We start from the raw sequence: 17,885 nt of genomic DNA on the forward strand, positions 1-17,885 counted from the left end.
CCCGCACCGCACGAACCCGCTTCCGCCGTGATCCCGATGCCTACCTCAGGGCGCTCGAACGGCAAGCCCAACAGCCGACTTTGCCGTCCTAGTTTTTTTTCGCCGGCGCCGCGGACACAGGCGGAAACGCGCCGCCGCGACGGCAACCCGTGCCCGCGTTAACGTTACTCACCGGTTAACCCAGCGGAGATTCGGGTTCGGCGCTAGAGTTGCGCCATGGGCCGGGAAGGCGCCGGGCGCGTTCCATCTTGGGACGAAAACGATCCGGACACGGCACAGGAGGCACGATGAACGGGTTCGACGTCACGTTCCGGGACGAGCGGGACTGGGTCAATTTCGGCGAGACCTATGTCGCATCCGAGGCGTTCCGGGCGCTGTTCCGCGACGGCATGGCGCTGGTGGAGGAAACGGCGGCCTATCTCGACGGCGAGGGACGCGAGGAATCGCGCCTGATCTCCCGCGACGCGACACTGGCCTACGCCGCCGAGAGCATGCGCCTGACCACGCTGCTCATGCAGGTGGCGTCCTGGCTCCTGGTTCAGCGCGCGGTCGCCGAGGGCGAGATCACCCCCGGGCAGGCGCTGCAGGAGAAGACCCGGGTCAAGCTGGCGACGCCCGATCCCGTGCGCTCGGACGTCCTGTCGATCCTGCCGCTGCGCCTCCAGGACCTCGTTTCGCGCGCCCGCCGGCTGCACGCCCGGATCCTGCACCTCGACACGCTCATCTCGGACGACCGGCCGACGCCCACCCTGCGCGAGAGCCCGGTCGCCGCCCAGCACGGGCTCCTGCGCTCGGCCTTCCCGAGCACGCACTGAACGCGGAGGGTGCGAGTCGTCTGAGAACACGAACGGGCGGCACCCTGACAGGTGCCGCCCGTTCGTGATTCCCGGTTCCACGCGTCGCGAGCGGCGCGCGGTCCAGCGCGCCTACTTCTTGCCGAAGCTCAGGCTGCCGAAGCGCGAGTTGAAGCGCGAGACGCGGCCGCCGCGATCGAGCATCTTCTGCTCGCCGCCGGTCCAGGCCGGGTGGGTGAGCGGGTCGATGTCGAGATTGAGGGTGTCACCCTCCTTGCCGTAGGTCGACCGGGTCATGTAGTCGGACCCATCGGTCATCACGACCTTGATGAAGTGGTAGTCGGGATGGTCGGTCCCCTTGGCCTTGGCGGCCGCATTCTTTGCCATGACGAAGTCCTCGAATAGCCACGCCGACCGGCCCGTCTGGCGGCCCGCGGCCATTGAACACGCGCAATCGGATGAAGGCGCGCGTATACCGCAGGCTTCACCCACGAACAAGCGCCGAAGGCACCGGAGTTGGGAGCAATCACGATGAGGCATGATGGCCGCCCGTAAGAAGAGCCGCGACGATGCCGGCCGGGCCAAGGCTCCGCTCGGCGCGCTGCGCCCGCTGATCCCGTTCGCGTCCGTCTATCGCGGCCGCATCCTGGCGGCCTTCGTCTCTCTCATCGCCGCCTCCGGGGCGACGCTGGTGGTGCCGATCGCGATGCGGCGGGTCATCGACCACGGCTTCTCGCCGGAGGGCCACGCGGTCATCGACGCCTATTTCCTGGCGCTGCTCGGGGTCGTGGCGATCCTCGCCCTGTCGAGCGCGGGCCGCTACTACACGGTCGTGACGCTGGGCGAGCGCGTGGTCGCGGACCTGCGCACCGCCGTGTTCCGACGCCTGACGGTGCTCGATCCAGCCTTCTTCGACAAGGCGCAGTCCGGCGAGATCGTCTCGCGCCTGACCGCCGACGCCACGCAGGTGAAGTCCGTCTTCGGCGTCTCGATCTCGATCCTCCTGCGCAACCTGTTCCTCTTCGCCGGCGCCGTCGTGATGATGGTGATCACGAGCCCGAAGCTCTCGGTCCTCGTGCTCGTCGCGATCCCGCTCATCGTCTTCCCGCTGATCCTCTCGGGCCGCGGCGTGCGCCGCCGCTCGCGGGCCGCGCAGGACCGGCTCGCCGACGCTTCGGCCTACGCGGCGGAGGCGATCGGGGCTGTGCGCACCATGCAGGCCTTCGGCATGGGCGACGCGACCGCGAGCCGCTTCGCCGAGGCCTCGGAGAACGCCTACTCGGCCGCCCGCGACTCGATCCGAGCCCGTGCCTGGCTCACGGGCGTGGCGATCTTCCTGATCTCGGCGAGCGTCGTCGGGGTGATGTGGTACGGCGCGCAAGGCGTGCTGACGGGCGCGATGACGGGGGGCCAGCTCTCGCAATTCGTGCTCTACGCGGTCTTCGGCGCGAGCGCGCTCGGCCAGCTCTCGGAAGTCTACGGCGAGCTCGCCCAGGCCGCGGGCGCCGCCGAGCGGCTCGGCGAGATCCTGGCGGCGGAGCCGCGGATCCGCACGCCCGAGCTGCCGCTCAGCCTGCCGCGGCCGGCGCGGGGCGAGGTCGCCTTCGACGCCGTGCACTTCGCCTATCCGACCCGCACGGAGCGCTCCTCGCTCGACGGGATCAGCTTCACCGTGCGGCCCGGCGAGCGCATCGCCCTCGTCGGCCCCTCCGGCGCGGGCAAGACCACCGTTCTGCAGCTCCTGCTGCGCTTCTACGACCCGCAATCGGGCGCCGTTCGGGTCGACGGCATCGACATTGCCCGGGTCGATCCGGAGGCGCTGCGCGAGCGCCTGTCCCTGGTGCCGCAGGACCCGACCGTGTTCTCGGGCACCGTCTTCGAGAACATCTCATACGGGCGCGCGGATGCCTCCGAGGCCGAGGTGCGCCGCGCGGCCGAGCTCGCCAACGCGGACGCCTTTATCCGGGCGCTGCCCCAGGGCTACGCGACGCCAGTCGGCGAGCGGGGCGTCACGCTGTCGGGCGGCCAGAGGCAGCGCATCGCCATCGCGCGCGCGATCCTGAAGGACGCGCCGATCCTGCTCCTCGACGAGGCGACCTCGGCCCTCGACGCCGAGAGCGAGCGCGCGGTGCAGGCGGCGCTCGACACGCTGATGCGCGGGCGCACCACGCTGGTGATCGCCCACCGCCTCGCCACGATCCGGGCGGCCGACCGCATCCTCGTCCTCGACGAGGGCCGGATCGTCGAGGAGGGCACGCACGAGAGCCTGCTGGCGCAGGGCGCCCTCTACGCGCAGCTTGCCGCGCTCCAGTTCACCGACGCGCTCGACGAGACGGCCCGCGGCAAAGGCCAGCACCTGTGCCAAGAGACGCTGCCGGCCGCCGAGTAGGAGCGCAGCCATGGCCGACCTCGCCCGCTTCCCGCGCCTGCCGCTGCTGCGGCTGCCGACGCCGATCGAGCCGCTCGACGGCCTGACCCGGCATCTCGGGGATGCGCTGAACGGGGTGCGCCTCTTCGTGAAGCGCGACGACGTCGCGGGGATCGGCGGGGGCGGCAACAAGCTGCGCAAGCTCGAATTCCTGCTCGGCGCGGCCCGCGCCGAGGGCGCCGACACCGTGATCACCGTGGGCGCCCTGCAATCGAACCATGCCCGCCTGACGGCCGCGGCGGCTGCGCGGGCGGGCTTTGCCTGCGAGCTGTTCCTGACCCGCACCGTGGCGCGCGACGACCCCGACTACACGGGCAACGGCAACCGCTTCCTCGACGACCTGTTCGGCGCGCGCGTCCACGAATTGCCGGCCGGCGCCGATGCGCTCTGCGAGGCCGAGGCCCGCGCCGGAACGCTGAGGGCCGAGGGGCGCCGCGCCTACGTGTTCCCGGCGGGCGGCTCGAACCCGGTCGGCTGCCTCGGCTACGCGGCCTGCGCGGCCGAGATCCTGGAGCAGGCCGAGGCGCTCGGGCTCGACTTCGCGCGCGTGGTCACGGCGAATGGGAGCGCCGGCACCCATGCGGGCCTCGCGGCGGGGCTTGCCGCGACGGGGCGCAGCCCGAGCCTCGCGCAATCCTACGCGGTTCTCGCCCCTGAGGCCGCGGCCGCGGCCGAGACGCTCGAGAAGGCGAATGCCACCGCCGCGCTTCTGCGGCCGGGACTGGCGCTCGGCGCCGCCGACATCCTCGTCGACGGCCGCCATCGCGGCGAGGGCTACGGCATCCCGACCGACGGCATGCGCGAGGCGGTGCGGCTCATGGCCCGCAACGAGGGACTGCTCCTCGACCCGGTCTACAGCGGCAAGGCCTTTGCGGGCCTGCTGCAGGACGTCCGCTCCGGCCGCTTCCGGGCGGGCGATGCGGTGCTGTTCCTGATGACCGGCGGGGTGCCCGGCCTGTTCGCCTATCCGGGCGCCTTCCGCGCCTGAGGCTCCGTCACCGTTCCGTCAGCTTCAGCTCGATACGGCGGTTTCGCGCGTAGGCCTCCTCGCTCGTGCCCGTGTCGAGGGGCTGGAATTCGCCGAAGGCGCCGGCGAGCAGGCGCTGGGGCGGGATGCCCTTACCCGCCATGTACTGCACCACCGCGATGGCGCGGGCAGCCGAAAGCGACCAGTTCGAGGGAAATTGCGCGCTCGCGATCGGGCGCGCGTCGGTGTGGCCGTCGACGCGCAGGACCCAGGGCAGATCGGGCGGGATCTGCTTCGACAGGTCGAGGATGGCGCCCGCGATCCGGTCGAGCTCCGGCCCCGCCTCGGCCTTGAGGGCAGCGGATCCGGCGGGAAACAGAACCTCCGATTGCAGGACGAAGCGGTCGCCGACCACCCTTATGTCGCTGCGGTTACCGAGGATCTGGCGCAGGCGCCCGAAGAAGTCGGAGCGGTAGCGGGCGAGTTCCTGCACCTTCTGGGCGAGCGCCACGTTGAGGCGGCTGCCGAGATCGGCGATCCGGGCCTGGCTCTCGCGGTCGCGCGCCTCGGAGGCCGCCAGCGCGTCCTCCAGCGCCGCAAGCTGGCGCCGCATGGCGCTGATCTGCTCGTTGAGGAGATCGACCTGGGTCAGCGCCCGCGTGGTGGCGCCGCGCTCGGCCTGGAGTTGCTTGTCGAGGTCGCCCGCCTGGCCCTGCGAGGCGGTGCCGGCCTCGGCCTGCGCCTTGAGTCGGTCGCGGTCGGCCTCCGCCGTCAGGAGCGTCGTGCGCAGATTCTGAGCGGTCTCCTCCTGCGCGCGCCGGCTCGAGCGCTCCAGCGCCAGGAGGTCGGTGAGGTCGGCGATCTGGCGGTTCAGCTTGTCGAGGACCGAATCGCGACCGGTGATCTCCTGCGACAGGAAGAACTGCCCGACGACGAAGATCGTCAGCAGGAACACCACCGAGAGGAGCAGCGTCGCCAGCGCGTCGACGTAGCCCGGCCAGACGTTGAGGGTGCGCTCGCGCCGCGCGGCTCGCGAGGCCATGGCTCAGACCCGCTCGCGGCCGAGGCGATCGAGAACCTGCTTCAGCTCGCGCTCGCGGCTCGCCTGCGCCTCGACCCAGTCGCGGATCATCTGCTGCTCGGCCCGCATGTGCTGGACGAGGCCCTGGATGCCCTCGGCGAGATTCGTCATGGCCTGGGTGGCGGCGCGGCCATTCGCGCCCTCGGAGACCACGGCCGTGAGCCGGTCCACCGCCTCCTTCAGCTCGGCCACGGCCGCCGGGTCGCGCAGCGCCGGCACCGGGGCCACGCCGGGCGCGACAGCCTCCGCCTCTCCCGAGACGAGCCAATCCTCGAGCTCGTTGTGGAAGCGGGCATGGGCCTGCCCTGCCTGGAGGTCGAGGAAGCCGATCACGAGCGAGCCCGAGAGGCCGAACAGCGAGGCCGAGAAGGCGAGGCCGATGCCGCCGAGCGGCACGGCGAGCCCGTTCTTGAGCTCGTCGAACATCACGCTCGCGTCGGATCCGCCCCGCATCGACCTGATCACGGCGCCGACCGCCGAGAGCGTGTCGATGAGGCCCCAGAAGGTCCCGAGCAGGCCGAGCAGGATCAGCAGGCCCGCGATGTAGCGAAGGATGTCGCGCCCCTCGTCGAGGCGGGCCGAGACCGTGTCGAGGAAGGCGCGCACACCCGGCAGGGCCGCCCCGTCCCGCCGCGCCTCGATGGCGAGAACGAGCGGAGCCAGGAGGCTCGGCGGCCGTCGCGGGGTGTCGCCGGCCACAACCGCGTTGACGTAGCCGACCTCTCGGAACAACCGCACCACCTGTCCGAAGGCGAGCAGCACCGCGATCAGCAGGATGCCGAGGATCAGCCCGTTGAGGCCGGGATTGGCGAGAAAGGCCGGCGTGATCTGCTTGAACAGCACGAAGGCCAGGAATCCGACGAGGATGAGAAAGACCAGCATCCGCACGAGGTAGATGCCGGGCTTTGCCAGAGGGGGGGACGCAGAACGGGCCGCCATCGGTCGCAACTCTTCGATTGCAGGCTCAGGACCGCTTCAATGCTGAACGGCGTGCCGGGTCGATCACCGGGGCACTGTGGCGGCAGGCGCGGGGCCGATCAAGTCGCGGGAGCACGGGCGCGGGGCGGCTTTCGGCCTAATCCCAGGCGCGAGGCCAGGTTTCCTCGAGGTGCGGCCCGAAGCGCACAGGGGCCACGAGGGTCGCGAGGCCCGTGGCGGCGTCGGTCTCGACCGCGACGCCGCACAGGGTCCCCTCGCCCGACGCCGATTCCAGCCGCGAGCCCGGCGTCTTCTGGAGAAACCGGCGCAGGGGCTCGTCCTTCTGCATGCCGAGGACGGAATCGTAGTCGCCGCACATGCCCGCGTCCGACAGGTAGGCGGTGCCGCCCGGCAGGATGCGGTGGTCGGCGGTCGGCGCGTGGGTGTGGGTGCCGACGACGAGGCTTGCCCGGCCGTCGAGAAAGGTACCGAAGGCCTGCTTCTCGCTCGTCGCCTCGGCGTGGACGTCGACGATGACGGCGTCGGCCGCCTCGCCCAGCGGGCAGGCCGAGAGCTCGCGCTCGGCCGCCGCGAAGGGATCGTCCATCGCGTCCATAAAGAGGCGCCCCATCACATTGACCACCAGGACGCGGGCGCCCGCGTGCGTCTCGACGATCGCCGCGCCCCGCCCCGGGGTGCCCGGTGGGTAGTTGGCGGGCCGGATCATCTTGGGCTGGCGCGCGATGAAGACGAGGGCCTCGCGCTGGTCGAAGGAATGGTTGCCGAGCGTCACCGCGTCGGCCCCGGCCTGAAGGATCTCGTCGCAGATCGCCTCGGTGATGCCGAAGCCGCCGGCCGCGTTCTCGCCATTCACCACGACGCAGTCGAGGCGCCAGCGCTCGCGAAGCGCGGGGAGCCGGTCGGTGACGACGGTGCGGCCCGGACGCCCCACGACGTCGCCGAGGAAGAGGAGACGCATCGCGGGCTCAGACCTTGTGGAGCGGGACGGGACCGGCCTCGGTGATCAGGTGGTCGAGAGGACGGTCGTGGGCTTCGGCCGGAACCTCGTCGATCTCCTGCACCGAGAAGGCGATTCCGATGGTGAGTATGGGGCCGTTGCGCGAGAGCCGCGCGATGGCGTGGTCGTAATAGCCACGGCCGTAGCCGATTCGCTGTCCGCGCCGGTCGAAGGCGGCGAGCGGCACGATCAGGGCGGTGGGGTCGAGCGGCGGCAGGTCGTCGCGCGGCTCGCTGAGACCGAAGCCGCCCCGCGCCAGGGCCTCGCCCGCCTTCCACTCGCGGAAGACGAGTCCGTCGGGCGTCACCTTGGGCAGGGCGATCCGCTGCCCGCGGGCGAACAGGCGCTGGATGATCGGACGCGGATCGACCTCGCTGCGGATCGGCCAGAAGGCGCCGACGATCGGCGCTTCCGCGAGCGCCTCCACGGCCAGGACCGCATCGGCGACGTGGAGCGCGCCGGCCCGCCGGATCTCGGGGTCGAGGGCATCGCGGCGGGCGAGCGACGCGGAGCGGAGTTCCGCCTTGCGGGCGGTGATGGGGGAGGATGAGTGCGGAGCCACGTGAGCCGTTGGAGTGTCGATCCCGGGAAACCTACAGCGTAGGTGGGCGCCGTGTTGGCCAAGTCCAGGGACGAGGCCAGGGACAGCTCCCGAGGGAGTCGATAAGGCCCCGGGGAAAAGTTCTCCTGACGAACCCTGCAGCCCCGCAGATCTCATGTAGCGTCGGCCGGGATCCGGCGCCAGTGGCGATGGGCCGCTGTCGCGTCATGATGCGCCGGCCTGCCATGCGGCCTACCCGCCCCTCGCGGCCCGACGGCGCTCAGCCGCCGCCCGCCAGCGCCTGCGACAGGCGCTCGATGCGCTCGGCCGCCCGGGTCAGGCCGTCGGCGACCCGCGCCTCGCGGTCCGCACGCTCGGCGGCGGCGCCCTCTGCCGTGAGGCGGAGCGAGGCCGCCTCCTCCTCGAGGGCACCCATCCGGCGCCTCAGCTCGGCCAATTCGTCCGCGAGCGTGATGGCCGCCATGACGTGCAGGCGCATGTCGCCTATCTCGCCGAAGGCCTTGCGCATCTCGGTGACCCGTCCGTCGAGATCGGCGGCGAGCGCGGCGAGATGCGCCTCCTCTCCCTCGCCGCAGGCCATGCGGTAGTTCTTGCCGTCGATGGTGACGTTGATCAGGGGCATGGGCACTCGGGCACGGCGTCAGGCGGCAGGGCGCGGGTCATCGGCGGGGCTCGAGCCTTCGGCCGGACGCGTGAGCACCCCCTCGACGGCCTCGATGGCCCGGTCGAGGCGCTCCCCGACGTCGCCGGCGGCGGCCTCCATCCCGGCGAGCCGTGCGCTCGCGGCGTCGAGGGCGGCCGCGAGCCGCGCCCGATCCTCGGCCATCAGGGCCAGCTCCATCTCGCGGTCGTCCGGATCCTGCTCGGCCTCCAGCCGGCGCGTCACCGTGGCCTCCAGGCGGGTCAGAGCCGTGTCGAGCCGGGTGAGCGCGTCATCGATCGCCGTGGTCATGGTTCACCGTGGTTTTGCAGCGCCGCCGTCCTAGATCATCCACGGCGCCAAGATTTCGGACAGACCGACCCGGATTTCTAGCCGCGCAGAGCCGATTTTGTGCGGGAATTCCTGTCCGTCCCCGTACCGAACAGGCCGAAGCCTCATCCTCGGAGGATTGTCACGCCGCAAGCTTTGACAGCCCGAAGTGCCATGCTAGACAGCCGCCGCCCGCTCACCCGCCGGTGACGGCGCGACATTGCCGGATTCCCTCCCGTGACACTCGCCAGGTCCCCGCGCGCCTCATCCGTCCCCCGGATGATCCACGGCGCCGGCGCGAGCCCGAAGGCCGATCCGGTTCATCGCAGGTTCAAGCAGGTTTCCCACAGAGCGGGCCCAGTTTCGCGCGACGCGGAATCTGGTCGGCCTTGCCGCCGCCCCGCTCACCATGCCGGATGGCGCCCGATGCACGGCGCCCCACACCAGGAAGGAGTCACGCCGTGACGGTGAAGGTTGCCATCAACGGGTTCGGGCGCATCGGCCGCAACGTCCTGCGCGCCATCCACGAGGCCGGCCGCAAGGACATCGAGGTGGTCGCGATCAACGATCTCGGCCCGGTCGAGACGAACGCCCACCTGCTCCGCTACGATTCCGTGCACGGCCGCTATCCGGGCGAGGTCGGCGTCGAGGGCGACGCCATCATCATCGACGGCAAGCGCATCAAGGTCACGGCCGTGCGCAACCCGGCCGAGCTCCCCCACCGCGACCTCGGCGTCGACATCGCGCTCGAGTGCACCGGCATCTTCACGGCCAAGGACAAGGCCAAGGCCCATCTCGACGCGGGCGCCAAGCGCGTGCTCGTCTCGGCCCCGGCCGACGGCGCCGACCTCACCGTCGTCTACGGGGTGAACCACGACAAGCTGCGGGCCGAGCATCTCGTCGTCTCGAACGCATCGTGCACCACGAACTGCCTCGCGCCGGTCGCCCAGGTCCTGAACGAGACCGTCGGCATCGAGCGCGGCTTCATGACGACGATCCACTCCTACACCAACGACCAGCCCTCCCTCGACCAGATGCATAAGGATCTCTACCGGGGCCGCGCCGCGGCGCTCTCGATGATCCCGACCTCGACGGGGGCCGCCAAGGCCGTCGGCCTCGTTCTGCCGGAGCTGAAGGGCAAGCTCGACGGCACCGCGATCCGCGTGCCGACCCCGAACGTCTCGGCGGTGGACCTGGTGTTCACGGCCAAGCGTGCCACGTCGGTCGAGGAGATCAACGAGGCCATCAAGGCGGCCGCGAACGGCCCGCTCAAGGGCGTCCTCGGCGTCACGGACCGGCCGAACGTATCGATCGACTTCAACCACGACCCGCATTCGTCGACCTTCCACGTCGACCAGACCAAGGTCATGGACGGCACCTTCGTGCGCATCCTGTCCTGGTACGACAACGAGTGGGGCTTCTCGAACCGCATGGCGGACACCGCGGTGGCGATGGCCAAGCTCATCTGAGCCGGTTCGGCCCCGCCATCCCCGGATCGACGTGCGGAGGCGCACCGGCAGCTTGGCCGGCGGCGCCTCCGGGCGGCCAAGCTGTCGATCCGGTGATACAAGGCGGGGACACTAGGCCTGGAGCGCTCGCGAGAGCCGCGCCATTTCCTTGAACCGCAGGTGTGCCCGAGATGACCGACGCTTCGCCGACCCCGTCGACCGGCCAGAACTTCGTCCCCGCCGCGCCGGCGAATCCGCCCCCGCCCCCCGTGGAGGCGAGGCCGGCGCAGCCCGTTCCCGTGGTCGAGAAGCCGGCCTCCGCCGCGAGCGGGCCGCTGCCGGCCCATCACCTCGCCGACCAGCTCGCCCGCATCGAGGACAAGTGCTCGCGGATCGAGGACAAGTACGCCCGCTCCGAGGCACTGCTCTCGCGCGTCGAGGACAAGGTCGAGAATGCCTCGACCCGCATGAACGAGGCCGCGCGCCAGTCCGACCTCGCGGCGCTCCGCACCGAGGTGCGCAGCCTCAGCGACCGCACCAAGCGCCTGCCCGGCGCCGGCGCCCTCGTCCTCGCCGCGATCATCACGGCGGTGCTCACCGTGGTGCTGATGGTCGCCGTCCAGCGTCTCAACCTCCAGAACATGCTGCCGCCCCCGCGCTGAGCGCGCCTTTCCTCGAAACCCGACAAGACAGGCCAGGATGACAGCCTTCCGCACCCTCGACGACGCCGGCCCGCTCCGTTCGAAGCGGGTCCTCCTGCGGGTCGACCTCAACGTGCCGATGGAGGAAGGGCGCGTCACCGACGCGACCCGCATCGAGCGCGTGGTGCCGACGATCCGGGAGATCGCCGACCAGGGCGGACGGGTGGTGCTGCTGGCGCATTTCGGTCGCCCGAAGGGCAAGCCCGACCCGAAGGACTCGCTGAAGCCGGTCGTCGAGACCCTGAGCCGCCATCTCGGTCGCCCGGTCGCGTTCGCGGCGGATTGCGTCGGCGAGGCCGCGTCCTCAGCGGTCGCGGCCCTGAAGGACGGCGAGGTGCTGCTCCTCGAGAACACCCGCTACCATCCCGGCGAGGAGACGAACGACCCGGCCTTCACCGACGCGCTCGCCGCCAACGGCGACGTCTACGTCAACGAGGCCTTCTCGGCCGCCCACCGGGCGCACGCCTCGACCGAGGGGCTCGCGCATCGCCTGCCGGCCTATGCCGGCCGCCTGATGCAGGCCGAGCTCGACGCCCTGACCAAGGGGCTCGAGGCGCCGAGCCGCCCCGTCATCGCTCTCGTCGGCGGCGCCAAGGTCTCCTCGAAGATCGACCTCCTGCAGAACCTCGTCTCCAAGGTCGACATGCTGGTGATCGGCGGCGGCATGGCCAACACCTTCCTGCACGCGCAGGGCAAGCCCGTCGGCAAGTCTCTGTGCGAGCGCGATCTCGCCGAGACCGCGAAGCGCATCCTCGACGCCGCCAGGACGGCGAGGTGCCGCATCATCCTGCCGGTCGACGCCGTCGTCGCCTCCGAGTTCAGGGCTAACGCGCCCCACGAGACGGTGAGCGTCGACGCCGTGCAGGAGGGTGGCATGATCCTCGATGCCGGCCCGCGATCGGTCGCCGAGATCGACGCGGCGATCGACGGCGCCGCGACCCTCGTCTGGAACGGACCGCTCGGCGCCTTCGAGCTGCAGCCCTTCGACGCCGCGACGGTCGCGGCGGCCCGCCACGCGGCCGAGCGCACCAAGGCCGGAAAGCTCGTCTCGGTCGCCGGGGGGGGCGACACCGTCGCGGCGCTCAACCACGCGGGCGTCGGCGAGGATTTCAGCTACATCTCGACCGCGGGCGGCGCCTTTCTCGAATGGCTGGAAGGCAAGGAACTTCCCGGCGTCGAGGCCCTCCGGGCGAAGTAGGCCGCCGGACAGCGTGAAGCCCCGCCCCTCCCGTTCGGGCGTGGCCGGGTCCGCGCAGGGGGCCGCGTATGGATCCGCCCTTCCGGACAACGCGCACCCCTCGCGTGGCCTCTCTCGCTCACCGGACGGGAGCCGCACCTCGCAGGAAGACTGTGCCCACCGCCTCGGCGGCCCATGAGGCGGGGAAACCGAGAAATTTTCGCGGCGCGGTGCCGGCCACGGTTCATCGCCGCGCCTATATACCGCCTGACGGCCCATCGATCGCGACGAGGAGTTGAACCATGGCACGCATCACGTTGAGGCAGCTTCTCGACCACGCCGCCGAGTACGGCTACGGCGTCCCCGCCTTCAACATGAACAACATGGAGCAGGGGCTCGCCATCATGGCGGCGGCGGACGCCACCAACAGCCCGGTGATCCTGCAGGCGAGCCGGGGCGCGCGGGCCTATGCCAACGACATCCTGCTCGCCAAGATGATCGACGGCCTCGTCGAGATCTACCCGCACATTCCCGTCTGCATGCACCTCGACCACGGCAACAACGAAGCGACCTGCGCCACCGCGATCCAGTACGGCTTCACCTCCGTGATGATGGATGGCTCCCTCAAAGCCGACGGCAAGACGCCGGCCGACTACGCCTACAACGTCGAGATCACCCGCAAGGTCTCCGAGATGTCGCACTGGGCCGGCGTCTCGGTCGAGGGCGAGCTCGGCGTTCTGGGTTCGCTCGAGAGCGGCCAGGGCGAGGCCGAGGATGGTCACGGCGCCGAGGGCGAGCTCAGCCACGACCAGCTCCTCACCGATCCGGACGAGGCCGTGAAGTTCGTGGCCGCCACCAAGGTCGACGCGCTCGCGGTGGCGATGGGCACGAGCCACGGCGCCTACAAGTTCACCCGGAAGCCCGATGGCGCGGTGCTGGCCATGAACGTGATCGAGGAGATCCACCGCCGCCTGCCCACGACCCACCTCGTGATGCACGGCTCCTCCTCGGTGCCGCAGGATCTGCAGGACATCATCAATCAGTTCGGCGGCGAGATGAAGCCGACCTGGGGCGTGCCGGTCGAGGAGATCCAGCGCGGCATCAAGCACGGCGTGCGCAAGATCAACATCGACACCGACAACCGCATGGCGATGACGGGCCAGATCCGGAAGGTCCTCACCGAGAACCGGGCCGAGTTCGACCCGCGCAAGTACCTGAAGCCCGCCATGGACGCGATGACGAAGCTCTGCAAGCAGCGCTTCGAGGAGTTCGGCACCGCGGGCCAGGGCTCGAAGATCCGCCCGATCTCGGTCGGCGCGATGGCCAAGCGCTACGCGGAGGGCTCGCTCGACCCGAAGATCGAGTCCGCGCGCTGAGCATCCGAGCCCGGACGACGTCATGACGGAACCGCTCACCCGGCTGGTCCTGCTGAGCCCGCACCGCGTGGATGCGGGCCAGGCCGACGCGCTGATCGCTTCCTTGCGGGACGCGCTGTCGGCCGGCGACGCGGCGGCCGTGATCCTGCGCCTGGCGCCGAGCGACGAGCGCAGCCTCGTGGCGCTCGTCAAGCGCATCGCACCCGCGACGCAGGAGGCGGGCGCGGCCCTCGTCCTCGCCTGCGCGGGCTTCTCGGGCGATCTCGTCAGCGTGGCCGCCCGGGGCGGGGCCGACGGGGTGCATCTCGACAAGCCCGCCGAGGCGGATCTGCGCGACCTGCGCGGGCGTCTGCGCGACGGGCGCATCCTGGGAGCCGGCGGGATCGAGACCCGCCACGCCGCGATGGATGCCGGCGAGGCCGGCATCGACTACCTGATGTTCGGCGGTCTCTACCCCGACGGCGCCACGCCGGATCCGGAGGGCGTGCGCGCGCGCGCCGCCTGGTGGGCCGAGATCTTCGAGACGCCCTGCATCGCCGTCGCGGGCGCGGAAGCCGAGGTGGCGGCCCTCGTCGCCACCGGAGCCGAGTTCGTGGGGCTGGAGAGCGGGATCTGGCTCCCGGGAGCCGAGGCGGTCGCGCGGGCGCAGGCCCTGATCGCGCGGTCCGGGGAGACTCCGTGAAGTTCGGCGGGGCGCTCGCGACGGCCGGGCTGTGGCTCGCATCGGCATCGGTTCTCGCGGCACCGACGCCGGTTGCCGGGCCGGCCAAGCCCGCGCAGCCTGAAAAGCCCGCGCAGCCTGAAAAGCCCGCCGCGGGACCCGGCCAGCCGGAGACCCTGAAGGCACCGGCGCGGGAACTCCCCTCGCCCTACACGCCGAATTATGTCGGCGGCGCACGGCCTCCCGCCACCGACCGGACACCCGATTTCGCCTACGGGGCCTACCAGCGGGGCCAGTACGTCACGGCCTTTCGCGAGGCCACGAAGCGCATCGAGGCCGACCGCAAGGATTCGGCCGCGATGACGCTGCTCGGCGAGCTCTACAACCAGGGCCTCGGCGTCAAGCAGGACCCGGTGAAGGCGGCGGATTGGTACAAGCTGGCGGCGGCCCAGGGCGAGCCGCAGGCCATGGCCTCGCTCGGCCTGATGGCGCTCGACGGCCGCGGCATGGCCAAGGATCCGAAGGGAGGGCGCCGCTGGCTCGAGCAGGCTGCCGAGAAGGGCCAGCCGACCGCGGCCTACAACCTCGCGCTGATCCTGCTCGGCACCGGCCAGGAGGCCGATCAGGCGCGCGCCGCGACGCTGTTCCGCAAGGCCGCGGATGCGGAAATCGGGCCGGCCCAGCACGACCTCGGCGTCCTCTACCTGCAGGGCCGCGGCGTGCCGAAGGACCCGTCCAGGGCGGCCGAATGGTTCCGGCGCTCGGCCGACAACGGCGATCTCGCGGGCGAGGTGGAGTTCGCCATCCTGCTGTTCAACGGGACCGGCCTGACGAAGGACGAGGCGCGGGCCGCGCGCTACTTCCTGCACGCCGCCTCGCGCGGCAATGCCATCGCGCAGAACCGCGTGGCGCGACTCTACGCGGCCGGCCGCGGGGTGCCGAGGAACGTGGTCGAGGCCGCGGCCTGGAATCTCGCGGCGGCCGCGCAGGGCCTGTCCGATGCGTGGCTCGACCAGACGCTCACCGGCCTGACCGCCGACGAGCGCAGCCGGGCCGAGCGTCTCGCGGCGGAACGGGCGAACGTGAAGTAGGGTCGGGCGGCGCGTCCCGGCATGGTCCCGCGGTATGCGAGCCGGTGAGACGAATCAGCCTCAATGCGCCGCGTGCGCGGCCGCGTTGCGCTTGCGCGTCTCGGCGGCCTTCTTGGCGGAGGCCGAGCGCTGGGCAGGCGTGCGGGAGGCCGAGGCTGTTCCGCCAGTGGCGCCGCCCTTGTGCGCCGCGGGGTGGCCGGTGGACTTGCCGCGGCCCGACCCGCCGGGCTTCTTGCCGCCGCCATCGTCCTTGTTGACCGTCGCCCAGGCGCGCGCCTCAGCCTGCGACTCGGGCACGCCGCGCTCGACGTAGGATTCGGCGATGTGCTCGGCCTTGCGGACCTGCTTGTCGGTGTATTTCGACTTGTCGCCGCGGGGCATGACACGCTCCTCGTCCCGCCCCGCCCCCGCTCAGCCGACTCCCGTCGGCCCGTCGAGGACCGCGCGCACCCGCCGGATCAGCTCCGTGCGCCGGTAGGGCTTGTTCAGGATATCGAACTCCGAACCCCCGGCATCGGTTCGCTCGAGACTCGCCTCGGCGTAGCCGGTGGTGAGCAGAACCTTGAGGCGCGGCTGGCGCTTGCGGGCCTCGCGGGCGAGCACCACCCCGTTCATGCCCCCCGGCATGATCAGGTCGCTGAAGAGCAGGTCGATCGTCTCGGTGGAATCGAGGATCTCGAGGGCCGCGCGGCCGTTCGCGGCCGTGAGCGTGGTGTAGCCGAAGTCGCGCAGGATGGTGCGGGCGAGCTCGGCCACGTCCTCGCGGTCGTCGACGATCAGGATCGTCTCGGTGCCGGGCCGGTCGATGGCTCTGTGGACCGGGCGTTGCAGGCCCGGATCCTCGCCGCCGGTCGCCGGGAAGGAGAGGCGCACGGTGGTGCCCTCGCCGAGCGTCGAATCGATCTGCGCCGCCCCGCCCGATTGCTTGGCGAAGCCGTAGACCATCGAGAGGCCGAGGCCGGTGCCCTTGCCCTCCTCCTTGGTGGTGAAGAACGGGTCCATCACCCGCGCCAGCACGCTCGGCGGGATGCCGCCGCCCGTGTCGGCGATGCAGACCCGGACGTAGCGGCCGGCTTTCAGCGGGCCGATGCCCGTGATGTCGCTCTCCTCGATCGTGCAATTCTCGGTGGTGATGACGACACGGCCGCCCTCGGGCATCGCGTCGCGGGCGTTGATCAGCACGTTCAGGATCGCGACCTCGGTCTGGGTCGGGTCGACCCGGCAGGTCCAGAGATCGTCCGCGAGGCGGAACTCGATGTCGACCTGCTCGCCGAGCGAGCGGCCGACCATGTCGCTCATGCCCTCGAGGAGCGTGTTCAGGTTGACCGCCCGGCCCTCGAGCCGCTGCTTGCGGGCGAATGCGAGGAGCTGCTGGGTCAGGGTGGTGGCGCGCTCGGCCGCCTGTCGGATGTTGTCCGCGGCGCGCGAGAGGCGCCCCCGGTCGGCATTCGGCTTCTCGAGACCCGCCGCCAGGATGTCGATGTAGCCGACGATCACCTGCAGCAGGTTGTTGAAATCGTGCGCGATGCCGCCGGTGAGCTGGCCGAGGGCCTCCATCTTCTGCGCCTGGCCGAGCGCGTCCTCGGCATCGCGGCGGCGGGACACGTCGAGCTGGGAGCCGAAGAAATAGATCAGCTCGCCCTCGGCGTTGAGCACCGGCGACATGAAGAGCGCGTTCCAGAACGAGGATCCGTTCTTGCGATAGTTCAGGATCTCGGTCGCGAATTCCCTCCGCTCAGCGATGGCGCGGCGCAGCTCCGTCACCGTCCCCCGGTCGGTCTCCGGCCCCTGCAGGAAGCGGCAGTTGCGGCCGAGGATCTCGTCGGCGCTGTAGCCCGTCATCACCAGGAAGGCGCGGTTGGCGAAGATGATCGGATTGTCGGGTCTGTGAGGATCCGTGACGATCATCGGCATCCGGGTGGTCTCGACCGCCGCGAAGAAGATGTCACCGTTGCGGTCGGGGATGCCGGCGGACGATGCAGGTCTCAGGCGGGCTTCGACGCCGGTCGGCGGGGTCTCGGGCGTATGGGGCATGCTCGCGTGTGTCACACCTTCGTGCTGGACGCCTGGCCGCGCGAACGATCGCGAAACCTCGCGGACCGTTCTATTCATCCGTGTCTGGGCTGTCGACCGAGGCGGACAGAGTCGAGGCTGTGACGCTTGCGCGCCATCTTCGACGGACGAGGAACCATCGACGAGGCGGAGTTCGAGCGATCTCAACGGAAATCGGCGGCGTGTCCGAGCAGACGACGACGGGATCAGCGCTTATGTGCTTGCACCGCGCCCGAACTTGTCGGATCTCACGAGTACTGAGCCGTGTCCCTGATGTATTTCCGGCCGGATTCAGAGTTTTTTGTAATCTACGGTGGCACCCGCTCAAGAATGATCTCAGGAATTGCAGACCGGCGCGGCCCACCGCCCGTCGACCGCGCCGCCGAGACCGACGTGGTCTTCATCGCGCCGGCGCCCGCCCGCGGGAGCGTCGAGCCGTTCCTGCGACGGACGATCGCCTTCGCCGCCGGCGAGCCCGTCCCCCGCATCGGGGAATGCGTGATCCTGAGCTTCGGCGCGGAGGCAGTCCGCTGGCTGGTGCAGGACGTGGCGCATGTCTTCGACGGCCAGGCGCACGGCATCGCCATCAAGCTCATGCCGGCCGGCGAGGGATGACGCACCGGGGACCGGACGAGGCGGGA

The 17,885-nt window shown here is 70.9% G+C and carries 19 protein-coding genes and 1 other RNA gene; 10 read left to right on the forward strand and 10 right to left on the reverse strand.

Translation table 11 applies throughout. The features are described 5' to 3' along the window. Positions 1-287: 287 nt before the first annotated feature. Entirely contained in the window at positions 288-815 is a 528-nt protein-coding gene (gene rcdA / locus WDW90_RS24380) for a protease adaptor protein RcdA (RefSeq protein ID WP_336490069.1), read from the forward strand. Between the two features lie 111 nt (positions 816-926). On the opposite strand, the gene rpmE is transcribed toward rcdA, so the two are convergent. Then, positions 927-1,181 carry a 50S ribosomal protein L31 gene (gene rpmE / locus WDW90_RS24385; RefSeq protein ID WP_336490070.1) on the reverse strand — a complete coding sequence of 85 codons (255 nt, stop codon included), beginning with the start codon at positions 1,179-1,181 and terminating at the stop codon, positions 927-929. Positions 1,182-1,335: 154 nt separating this feature from the next. Between rpmE and WDW90_RS24390 the strand changes: the two genes are divergently transcribed. Continuing rightward, positions 1,336-3,183, forward strand: a complete 1,848-nt coding sequence (locus WDW90_RS24390; RefSeq protein ID WP_336490100.1) for an ABC transporter transmembrane domain-containing protein — start codon at positions 1,336-1,338, stop codon at positions 3,181-3,183. 10 nt (positions 3,184-3,193) lie between these two features. Beyond that, positions 3,194-4,210 (forward strand): D-cysteine desulfhydrase family protein, encoded by a 1,017-nt coding sequence (locus tag WDW90_RS24395; RefSeq protein WP_336490071.1) that lies wholly within the window; start codon positions 3,194-3,196, stop codon positions 4,208-4,210. Positions 4,211-4,217: 7 nt separating this feature from the next. Here WDW90_RS24395 and WDW90_RS24400 read toward each other — a convergent pair whose 3' ends face one another. The 7 genes from WDW90_RS24400 to WDW90_RS24430 all read right to left on the reverse strand — a co-directional run bounded on the left by WDW90_RS24400 (position 4,218) and on the right by WDW90_RS24430 (position 8,720). Next, the gene (locus WDW90_RS24400) at positions 4,218-5,231 is read right to left on the reverse strand and encodes a peptidoglycan -binding protein (RefSeq protein WP_336490072.1); all 1,014 of its coding nucleotides are present in this window, start codon (positions 5,229-5,231) and stop codon (positions 4,218-4,220) included. A gap of 3 nt (positions 5,232-5,234) precedes the next feature. Then, complete coding sequence (locus WDW90_RS24405) at positions 5,235-6,209, reverse strand: MotA/TolQ/ExbB proton channel family protein (RefSeq protein WP_336490073.1); 975 nt, start codon at positions 6,207-6,209, stop codon at positions 5,235-5,237. A 136-nt stretch (positions 6,210-6,345) separates the two neighbouring features. Then, positions 6,346-7,167: a TIGR00282 family metallophosphoesterase gene (locus WDW90_RS24410; RefSeq protein ID WP_336490074.1), complete on the reverse strand. Its 822-nt coding sequence runs from the start codon at positions 7,165-7,167 to the stop codon at positions 6,346-6,348. 7 nt (positions 7,168-7,174) lie between these two features. Further along, positions 7,175-7,768: a 5-formyltetrahydrofolate cyclo-ligase gene (locus tag WDW90_RS24415; protein WP_336490075.1), complete on the reverse strand. Its 594-nt coding sequence runs from the start codon at positions 7,766-7,768 to the stop codon at positions 7,175-7,177. After that, a non-coding RNA gene (ssrS, locus tag WDW90_RS24420) (6S RNA) lies at positions 7,758-7,915 on the reverse strand. Before ssrS ends, WDW90_RS24415 begins: the two co-directional genes overlap by 11 nt. A gap of 112 nt (positions 7,916-8,027) precedes the next feature. Continuing rightward, a complete protein-coding gene (locus WDW90_RS24425) occupies positions 8,028-8,390 on the reverse strand; it encodes a cell division protein ZapA (protein WP_336490076.1) in 363 nt (120 codons plus the stop codon). An 18-nt stretch (positions 8,391-8,408) separates the two neighbouring features. After that, entirely contained in the window at positions 8,409-8,720 is a 312-nt protein-coding gene (locus tag WDW90_RS24430) for a DUF4164 family protein (protein WP_336490077.1), read from the reverse strand. A 479-nt stretch (positions 8,721-9,199) separates the two neighbouring features. Between WDW90_RS24430 and gap the strand changes: the two genes are divergently transcribed. The 6 genes from gap (at position 9,200) to WDW90_RS24460 (ending at position 15,192) form a co-directional block, all read left to right on the forward strand. Further along, entirely contained in the window at positions 9,200-10,207 is a 1,008-nt protein-coding gene (gap, locus tag WDW90_RS24435; RefSeq protein WP_336490079.1) for a type I glyceraldehyde-3-phosphate dehydrogenase, read from the forward strand. Between the two features lie 170 nt (positions 10,208-10,377). Continuing rightward, a complete protein-coding gene (locus WDW90_RS24440; RefSeq protein WP_336490080.1) occupies positions 10,378-10,848 on the forward strand; it encodes a hypothetical protein in 471 nt (156 codons plus the stop codon). Positions 10,849-10,885: 37 nt separating this feature from the next. After that, the gene (locus WDW90_RS24445) at positions 10,886-12,085 is read left to right on the forward strand and encodes a phosphoglycerate kinase (protein ID WP_336490081.1); all 1,200 of its coding nucleotides are present in this window, start codon (positions 10,886-10,888) and stop codon (positions 12,083-12,085) included. Between the two features lie 281 nt (positions 12,086-12,366). Continuing rightward, the gene (gene fba, locus WDW90_RS24450; protein ID WP_336490082.1) at positions 12,367-13,440 is read left to right on the forward strand and encodes a class II fructose-bisphosphate aldolase; all 1,074 of its coding nucleotides are present in this window, start codon (positions 12,367-12,369) and stop codon (positions 13,438-13,440) included. 22 nt (positions 13,441-13,462) lie between these two features. Then, complete coding sequence (locus WDW90_RS24455) at positions 13,463-14,122, forward strand: thiamine phosphate synthase (RefSeq protein ID WP_336490084.1); 660 nt, start codon at positions 13,463-13,465, stop codon at positions 14,120-14,122. Next, the gene (locus tag WDW90_RS24460) at positions 14,119-15,192 is read left to right on the forward strand and encodes a tetratricopeptide repeat protein (protein WP_336490086.1); all 1,074 of its coding nucleotides are present in this window, start codon (positions 14,119-14,121) and stop codon (positions 15,190-15,192) included. Before WDW90_RS24455 ends, WDW90_RS24460 begins: the two co-directional genes overlap by 4 nt. Before the next feature lie 60 nt (positions 15,193-15,252). Here WDW90_RS24460 and WDW90_RS24465 read toward each other — a convergent pair whose 3' ends face one another. Further along, the gene (locus WDW90_RS24465) at positions 15,253-15,573 is read right to left on the reverse strand and encodes a plasmid stabilization protein (RefSeq protein ID WP_336490088.1); all 321 of its coding nucleotides are present in this window, start codon (positions 15,571-15,573) and stop codon (positions 15,253-15,255) included. A gap of 30 nt (positions 15,574-15,603) precedes the next feature. After that, on the reverse strand, positions 15,604-17,226 hold the full coding sequence (locus WDW90_RS24470) for a hybrid sensor histidine kinase/response regulator (RefSeq protein ID WP_336490089.1): 1,623 nt from the start codon (positions 17,224-17,226) through the stop codon (positions 15,604-15,606). A gap of 348 nt (positions 17,227-17,574) precedes the next feature. On the opposite strand from WDW90_RS24470, the gene WDW90_RS24475 reads away from it, so the two are divergent. Next, positions 17,575-17,859, forward strand: a complete 285-nt coding sequence (locus WDW90_RS24475) for a hypothetical protein (RefSeq protein WP_336490090.1) — start codon at positions 17,575-17,577, stop codon at positions 17,857-17,859. Positions 17,860-17,885 lie beyond the last annotated feature (26 nt).

Origin of the sequence: Methylobacterium nigriterrae (assembly GCF_037106235.1) — a bacterium.
Lineage (GTDB): Bacteria > Pseudomonadota > Alphaproteobacteria > Rhizobiales > Beijerinckiaceae > Methylobacterium > Methylobacterium nigriterrae.